Annotated in this window: 5 protein-coding genes and 1 tRNA gene; 5 read left to right on the top strand and 1 reads right to left on the bottom strand. The window is 36.6% G+C overall.

Annotated features, from left to right (window positions below; all coding sequences use genetic code 11):
• Positions 1–6 precede the first annotated feature (6 nt).
• From gyrA to BQ7352_RS04980, 3 genes are read left to right on the top strand one after another with little or no spacing between them, the layout of a single operon-like run.
• Complete coding sequence (gene gyrA, locus BQ7352_RS04970) at positions 7–2,466, top strand: DNA gyrase subunit A (protein WP_072447457.1); 2,460 nt, start codon at positions 7–9, stop codon at positions 2,464–2,466.
• A gap of 13 nt (positions 2,467–2,479) precedes the next feature.
• Positions 2,480–3,061 carry a hypothetical protein gene (locus BQ7352_RS04975; RefSeq protein WP_072447461.1) on the top strand — a complete coding sequence of 194 codons (582 nt, stop codon included), beginning with the start codon at positions 2,480–2,482 and terminating at the stop codon, positions 3,059–3,061.
• 11 nt (positions 3,062–3,072) lie between these two features.
• A complete protein-coding gene (locus tag BQ7352_RS04980; protein WP_072447463.1) occupies positions 3,073–3,783 on the top strand; it encodes a lysophospholipid acyltransferase family protein in 711 nt (236 codons plus the stop codon).
• 29 nt (positions 3,784–3,812) lie between these two features.
• Here the strand turns inward: BQ7352_RS04980 and BQ7352_RS04985 are convergent, their stop codons facing one another.
• Positions 3,813–4,619 carry an AraC family transcriptional regulator gene (locus BQ7352_RS04985; RefSeq protein ID WP_072447466.1) on the bottom strand — a complete coding sequence of 269 codons (807 nt, stop codon included), beginning with the start codon at positions 4,617–4,619 and terminating at the stop codon, positions 3,813–3,815.
• 110 nt (positions 4,620–4,729) lie between these two features.
• Between BQ7352_RS04985 and BQ7352_RS04990 the strand changes: the two genes are divergently transcribed.
• Together BQ7352_RS04990 and BQ7352_RS04995 are read left to right on the top strand one after the other, a co-directional pair.
• Positions 4,730–7,765 carry a beta-galactosidase, LacZ type gene (locus BQ7352_RS04990; protein WP_072447468.1) on the top strand — a complete coding sequence of 1,012 codons (3,036 nt, stop codon included), beginning with the start codon at positions 4,730–4,732 and terminating at the stop codon, positions 7,763–7,765.
• A 164-nt stretch (positions 7,766–7,929) separates the two neighbouring features.
• A tRNA-Ser gene (locus BQ7352_RS04995) sits at positions 7,930–8,017 on the top strand.
• Positions 8,018–8,301 lie beyond the last annotated feature (284 nt).

The raw sequence follows: 8,301 nt of genomic DNA on the forward strand, positions 1-8,301 counted from the left end.
AGCTAAATGGAAGAAAATGTATTTGATAAAATTCAGGAAGTGGACTTACAGAAGAAGATGGAGGAGTCTTATATTGAGTATGCCATGAGCGTAATTGCTTCACGAGCCCTTCCTGATGTAAGAGACGGGTTAAAACCTGTTCAAAGAAGAATTCTTTACTCCATGATTGAGCTGAATAATGGGCCGGATAAGCCTCATAGAAAATGTGCCCGTATCGTAGGTGATACCATGGGTAAATATCATCCTCATGGTGACAGCTCTATTTATGGTGCGTTAGTAAATATGGCACAGGACTGGTCTACACGTTATCCTTTGGTAGACGGTCATGGAAACTTCGGTTCTGTGGATGGAGACGGCGCTGCTGCCATGCGTTATACAGAGGCGCGTTTAAGTAAAATTTCCATGGAAATGCTGGCAGATATCAATAAAAATACCATTGATTTTGCACCGAACTTTGATGGAACAGAAAAAGAACCTACGGTTCTTCCGTCCAGATATCCAAACCTTCTGGTAAACGGAACCTCCGGTATTGCCGTTGGTATGGCAACGAATATACCTCCTCACAATTTAAGAGAAATTATAAATGCAGTTGTTAAAATTATTGATAATCAGATTGAGGAGCAGAGAGAAACTACGATTGATGAATTGCTGTCAATTGTAAAAGGACCGGATTTCCCAACCGGGGCAACGATTTTGGGTACAAGGGGAATTGAGGAAGCATATCGTACAGGACGTGGCAAAATCAGAGTGCGTGCGGTGACAGATATTGAAACACTTCCAAACGGAAAGAGTCAGATTATTGTTACAGAGCTGCCATATATGGTAAATAAAGCCAGACTGATTGAAAAGATTGCGGAATTAGTAAGAGATAAGAAAATTGATGGAATTACAGACATCAGTGACCATTCCAACAGGGAAGGTATGCGTATCTGTATTACTTTAAGACGTGATGCAAATGCAAATGTTATTTTAAACCGCCTGTACAAACATACACAGATGCAGGATACTTTTGGTGTGATTATGCTGGCATTAGTAGGTAATACACCAAAGGTTATGAACCTTCTTGAAATGCTTCAGTATTATCTGGCACATCAGGAAGAAGTTGTTACAAGAAGAACTCAGTATGATTTAAATAAGGCAGAAGCCAGAGCTCATATTGTGTCAGGTCTGTTAAAAGCATTAGATGTTATTGATCAGGTTATTCAGATTATCAGAAGTTCTAAAACAAGGCAGGAAGCAAAAGAAACTTTGATGGAAAATTTTGGATTTTCAGATGTACAGGCTCAGGAAATTGTTAATATGCGTTTGTATCAGCTGACCGGTATGGAAAGAGAACGTCTGGAAAAGGAATTTCAGGAGTTAGAAACTAAAATCAGAGAATTAAAAGCAATTCTTGCAGATAGAAATCTGCTGCTTCGTGTTATCAGACAGGAAATTCTGGTTATTGCGGATAAATATGGAGATGACAGAAGAACAGCCATTGGATATGATGAATTTGATATTTCCATGGAGGATTTAATTCCAAAGGAAAATACAGTCATTGCCATGACAAAACTGGGTTACATAAAGAGGATGACCGTAGACAATTTCCGCAGTCAGAACCGCGGAGGAAAAGGTATTAAAGGCATGTCAACCATTGATGATGACTATATTGAGGAGCTTTTAATGACAACTACGCATCATTATCTTATGTTCTTTACCAGTGCAGGGCGTGTATACAGAATTAAGGCTTATGAAATTCCGGAGGCAAGCCGTACAGCAAGAGGAACGGCGATTATCAATCTGCTTCAGCTTCAGCCGGAAGAAAAGATTACAGCCGTAATTCCAATCAATGAGTTTAAGAAGGGTAATTATCTGTTTATGGCAACCAAGAATGGTTTAGTCAAGAAAACTCCGATTGAAGACTATGAAAATGTGAGAAAGACAGGTCTTGCAGCCATTGCTTTAAGGGAAGATGATGAGCTGATTGAAGTTAAATTTACAGATAATAAGAAGGATATTATCCTGGTTACAAAATTCGGGCAGTGTATTCGATTTAATGAAACTGACGTAAGAAGTACCGGTAGAGTTTCTATGGGAGTAAGAGGCATTAATCTTCTGGAAGAAGATGAAGTTATCGGTATGCAGCTTACCTGTCAGGGGGATTATCTGTTGATTGTATCAGAGAAGGGACTTGGAAAGAGAACTTCTATCAGCGAATTTACACGTCAAAATAGGGGTGGAAAAGGTGTAAAATGTTATAAGATTACAGAAAAAACAGGTAATGTAATCGGTGTCAAAGCAGTAAACAGCGAAAATGAAATTATGATGATAACAACAGAGGGAATTATTATCCGTCTGGAATGTGAAGATATTTCTATTTTAGGAAGAATTACTTCCGGTGTAAAACTTATGGACTTAAAGGACGATATTACAGTTGCAAGTATTGCAAAGGTAAGAGAGAAAGAGGAAAATCTCACCGAGTAGGAGAATGGGGAGTATGAAGAATAAAAAAGGGATTATAATTGGAATAGTTATGATGTTCATACTGTTAATGGGCGGATGTGGCACAAAAGTAAGCTACAAAAGCCCGGAAGCAGTAGTAAAGTCATTAATCAGCGCTTATCAAAATCAGGATCAGAAAGCAGTAAAGAAATGTTTTGGTCTTGATCCGGATAAGAAATGTGCAAAGGAGATTAAGAAGGAAATCGACTATAATATGAATTATTTTAAAGCACATGAAGCTGAAAAGGTAGAGTTTAAAAAAGCAAAGTCTTTAGGAAAATTTGAAAAAAAGGAACTGGTATATGTGTGGTACGATTACAAAGTGAAAAAGCAGAAAGAAACTTTGGAAGTACCGGCTATGTCTTTCTATTATGTGAAACAGAAAGATAAGAAGTACTATGCTGTACCTGCAAAAGATGTAAATGAGAAAATGAGTGAAAACTCCAGAAAGAAATATAGTGAATTTATGAAGGGGGATGTTTATCAGGAATATGATAAGGCATATCAGACCTTTATCAGAAAAAATCCTAAGTATGAAAACAGCCTGCAGAATAAATTTCAGGAAATAACAAAATAACGGAGAGAACAGTGAAAAGAATAATTTTGATGGTGGCGTATAATATTCTCTTAGTGCCGTTTATGTGGTTTAAGTTATGCTATTATGCACGGCATGTAGAGAAATATACAGAAGAAGAACGTTATAAAATGCTGCGTTTTATTGACAGTAGAGCAATTAAGGGCGGACGTATTACAATTGATGTACATGGACAGGAAAACATACCAAATGAAGACGGATTTATGTTTTTTCCAAATCATCAGGGATTGTTTGATGTCCTTGCGATTATGCATGCATGTCCAAGGCCTTTTTCTGTGGTCATGAAAAAGGAAGTGCAGAATATACCATTTTTGAAACAGGTATTTGCATGTATGAAAGCATATGCCATTGACAGAGAAGATGTAAGGCAATCAATGCAGGTTATTCTTCAGGTGGCAAAAGAAGTTAAGGATGGCAGAAATTACTTGATTTTTCCAGAGGGGACAAGGACAAAAGACCCGAACAACGTACATGATTTTAAAGGCGGAAGCTTTAAAAGCGCCACAAAGGCAAAATGTCCCATTGTTCCTGTGGCATTGATTGACTCTTATAAATCTTTTGATACAAAGTCGATTAAGAGAGTTACTGTTCAGGTCCATATTTTAAAACCTATGCTTTATGAAGAATATAAGGATATGAAAACAGTAGAGATTGCTGCAGAAGTAAAATCACGTATTGAAAAAGTCATAAAGGAAAACGAATAAAAAGGAACTGTCAAATACGACAGTTCCTTTTAATTTAATTTCCGAAACTCTAGGGGAGTCATTCCTGTAGTTTTTTTAAACATGGCAATGAAGTGGCTGGAGTCCGTGAAACCACTTTTTCGTGCAATAGATTGCACCTCCATGTTAGGAAAGGTCAGAAGAAATTCTTTTGCTTTATTCATTCTCCAGGTTGTAAGATATTCGTATGCAGAACATCCGAGAAAACGATGGAAAAGGCGAGTCAGATATTGGGGAGTAATATAAACCATGTTGCTCAATTCCTGAATGTTCAGTTCTTCGCCGTAATTGTTTTCAATTTCTTTTAAAACGGGAGCAACATATCTTTGATAGAGTGGTTCGTGGATAAAATTTTCTGTGGAAACACCATTGGCAAAGAACATAAGAAGACGATAGCAGTCAATTGATAATGCTTTTGCGTCTAAAGGGGGATGCTCATATTTTTTTATGGTGTTTTTAATAATCTGTGCGATTTGTGCTCCTTGTTCTTTCGAGGTAAAAATAACCGGTCTGCCGCCAAGAATTTTTCCGATATTGCTTTCCAGCGTTCCGGCAAAGGTAAAAAAGCAGGTATTCCATACATCTGTTTCTCCGTAGTAGGAATGGTTAATATATGGAGCAATGAGAAATCCTTCTCCCTCTTTTAAGGTATAATGTTTTCCCTGAATGGAAATATTTCCCAATCCTTTTTCTGTTTGCAAATAATGATAGAGAGGATACCCCTTTGGGCGAATGGTGGCTTCCTGTGTCCAATGGTTTCCAATGGAATTAAAGGTAAATGGTTCGTTTACGGGAGTGTCTCTGAAGTAAATGGGCATTTTTATCACCTGTTTCGAAATGTTATATTATTTAGCTAAACATATCATACAATATGGGGAATATCAATGGTAAAATAAATGCATATCAGTAAAAGAAAGGGAGAAACAGAATGAAAACATTTGATTATAATCTGGTTAAAAATCCTGAATATTTCAGAGATAATCGTTTAGAAGCACATTCCAGTCATAAATATTATCCATCTTTGGAAGCTATGGAGCTTGAGGAGGAAGATTTTAAATACAGTTTAAATGGACTTTGGAAATTCCACTATGCGAAAAATTACAGAAGCAGCATACAGGGATTTGAAAAAGAAGAATATTGTTGTAAATCATGGGACGATATTCGTGTTCCTGCTCATATTCAGATGGAAGGGTATGATGTGCCACAGTATGCCAATGTGCAGTATCCATGGGAAGGAAAAGAATACATTGTACCGGGAGAAATTCCAGAGGAGTTTAATCCGGTGGCAAGTTATGTGAAATATTTTGAAGTTCCACAGAACATGAAAGGAAAAAGAATTTTTATATCTTTTCATGGAGCAGAAAGTGGACTGGCAGTTTGGTTAAATGGGGAATTTGTAGGATATAGTGAAGACAGTTTTACGCCTTCTGAATTTGAATTGACTCCTTATATCAAAGAAGGAAAGAACAAGCTGGCAGCGCAGGTGTTTAAATGGACAAGCAGCAGCTGGTGCGAGGATCAGGACTTTTTCAGGTTTTCAGGGCTTTATAGAGATGTATACCTGTATACAATTCCGGAGGTCCATGTAACAGATTTAAGAGTCAGAACTCTTTTGGACGATACTTTTACAAAGGCAGATTTGGAAATTAAAATAAAAGCTTCTGCAAAAGGAAATGTCCGTATTACTTTATTACATAAAGGAGAAACTGTTTGCCAGCAGGAAAATTCATTGGAAAAAGACAGTACTTTTGTAATAAAAGTAGAAAATCCAGAACTCTGGAGTGCAGAAGTGCCAAATCTCTATGATTTACTACTGGAAGTAAGGAATGAAAATGGGGATGTAGTGGAAGTAGTCCCGCAAAAAGTAGGATTTCGCAGATTTGAGATGAAAGATAAAATCATGACATTAAACGGAAAGCGTATTGTATTTAAGGGTGTTAATCGTCATGAATTTTGTTCTACAACAGGGCGTTATGTAAAAAAAGAAGATGTAATAAAAGATATTATTACCATGAAACAGAATAATATTAATGCAATCCGTACCAGTCATTATCCGGATGAAACCATGATTTATGAGCTTTGTGATGAATTTGGATTATATATGATTGCAGAAAATAATATGGAGTCTCATGGTTCCTGGGATGCTCCTGCTGTATATGCAGGTGATAAATCAGGAATTGTGCCTATGGATAATCCGAAATGGCAGGCAATGATGCTGGATAGGGTGAATTCTATGTATCAGAGAGATAAAAATCATCCATCGATTTTAATCTGGTCCTGCGGAAATGAGTCTTATGGCGGTAAAGATATTTACGAAATGTCCAGATTTTATAAAAATGAAGATCCTACCAGATTAGTGCATTATGAAGGTGTATTCCATGACAGACGATATAATGACACCAGTGATATGGAAAGTCAGATGTATACAAGTGTAGAAAATATTAAAAAGTTTTTGGAAAAGGACAGAAGCAAGCCATTTATCTGCTGTGAATATACACATGCTATGGGAAACTCCTGTGGTGCAATGCACAAGTATACAGATTTGACTGATACAGAACCTTTATATCAAGGCGGATTTATCTGGGATTATATTGATCAGTCTATTGATAAAAAAGACCGCTATGGAAAAGTTTATCAGGCTTATGGCGGTGATTTTGGAGATCATCCTTGCGATTATAATTTCAGTGGAAATGGAATTGTTTATGGAAAGGATAGAAATCCTTCTCCTAAAATGCAGGAGGTAAAATTTAATTATCAAAATATAACAGCAGCAGTAGAAAAAGATAAGGTGACAGTTATCAATAAAAATCTTTTTGTGAATACCAATACCTTTGATTGTGTAGTAGCTTTACAAAAAGATGGAAAGCTGATAAAACAGGCAGCTCTTGAAACGAATACAGAGCCTCTTTCAAAAGAAGAATATAAACTTCCAATTCCTGTTCAGACATCGCAGGGAGAATATACGATCACAGTATCCTTCTTGTTAAAAGAAGATACTTTATGGGCAAAGAGAGGTCATGAAGTAGCTTTTGGACAGTACGTTTATGAAGTTGCAAAAGAAAGAGAAGAGCATAAGGGTGAATTCGAGGTTGTTAACAGTGACCATAATTTTGGAGTAAAAGGTGAAAACTTTGAAGTGATGTTCTCTTACTTAAATGGTGGATTAGTATCCTATCGTTATGGCGGAGCAGAGATGATAAAAGCAATTCCGAAGCCTAATTTCTGGAGAACGCCTACAGATAATGATGAAGGAAACTTGATGCCTATGCGTTATGCACAGTGGAAGATTGCAAGTATGTATCTTTCCCATAAAAAACCATCCAATGGAAATTATCCGGATAGTATGAACCCTGAAATTGAAATTACAGAGGAATATGCAAAAATCACATATACTTACTATTTACCTACTACACCGGAGGCATATTGTAATCTTTCTTATAAAGTATATGCTGATGGATATATTGAGACAGAATTGTATTATGAACCTGTAAAAGAGCTGAAAGATATGCCGGAGTTTGGGGTAATCTTTAAATTTGATGCAGATTATGAAAATGTTTCCTGGTATGGAATGGGGTATGAAGAAACCTATGCAGACAGATGTAAGGGCGCAAAACTTGGTATCTATAAAAATAAAGTGAAAGACAATATGGCAAAATATTTAAATCCACAGGAATGTGGAAATAAAACAGGTGTACGCTGGGCATCCGTTACAGATTGTAAGGGAAGAGGCATGTTGTTCACAGGTGATAAAGTGGAATTTTCTGCGCTTCCTTATACACCACACGAAATGGAAAATGCCAGACATGATTTTGAACTTCCTCAGATACACTATACAGTAGTACGTGTTTCAAAGCAGCAGATGGGTGTTGGCGGAGATGACAGTTGGGGAGCAAAGACACATAAAGAATATCTTCTAAATACAGAAGAACCAATGAAATTTACATTTGGATTTAAAGGAATATAATGAAAAAGAAAACTGCATCAGGTAAAATATCTGGTGCAGTATTTCCCTAAAAACAGAAAAAAATAAAATTTTAAAAAAGTCATTGACAAATGTGAGTAAAATAAGATATAATCAATTTTGCTCATACAGAGCAGATAATTGAATAAAATATTTATTCAGGCGTTGGAGAAATACTCAAGTGGCTGAAGAGGTGCCCCTGCTAAGGGTATAGACGGTTTACGCCGTGCGAGGGTTCAAATCCCTCTTTCTCCGCTGTAACAAGTAGTTACAAAAAAGTGTTGACAAGCAGTTGCGAATGTGTTAATATACAAAAGTTGCTGTGAGCGACATTGAAAAAGTTTAAAAAAGTTCTTGACAGAAAGATGCAGATGTGATAATCTAGTATGGCTGTCGCAAAAGAGCAGAGATGCCGAAAGGCAGCAAAAAAACTTTTTAAAAAAGTACTTGACAAGCTGAAAGCGATATGATAAAATATCGGAGCTGTCAAATGACAGGAACCTTGATAATTAAACAGTGAAACACATGAAAACGAAAAT

The organism is Blautia sp. Marseille-P3201T (assembly GCF_900120295.1).
Taxonomy (GTDB): domain Bacteria; phylum Bacillota; class Clostridia; order Lachnospirales; family Lachnospiraceae; genus Blautia.

What these genes read in the sequence shown, in the direction of transcription:
- gyrA (WP_072447457.1), top strand. Translation starts at nt 7, where the DNA reads ATGGAAGAAAATGTATTTGATAAAATTCAGGAAGTGGACTTACAGAAG.
- BQ7352_RS04975 (WP_072447461.1), top strand. Translation starts at nt 2,480, where the DNA reads ATGAAGAATAAAAAAGGGATTATAATTGGAATAGTTATGATGTTCATA.
- BQ7352_RS04985 (WP_072447466.1), bottom strand. Translation starts at nt 4,619, where the DNA reads ATGCCCATTTACTTCAGAGACACTCCCGTAAACGAACCATTTACCTTT.
- BQ7352_RS04990 (WP_072447468.1), top strand. Translation starts at nt 4,730, where the DNA reads ATGAAAACATTTGATTATAATCTGGTTAAAAATCCTGAATATTTCAGA.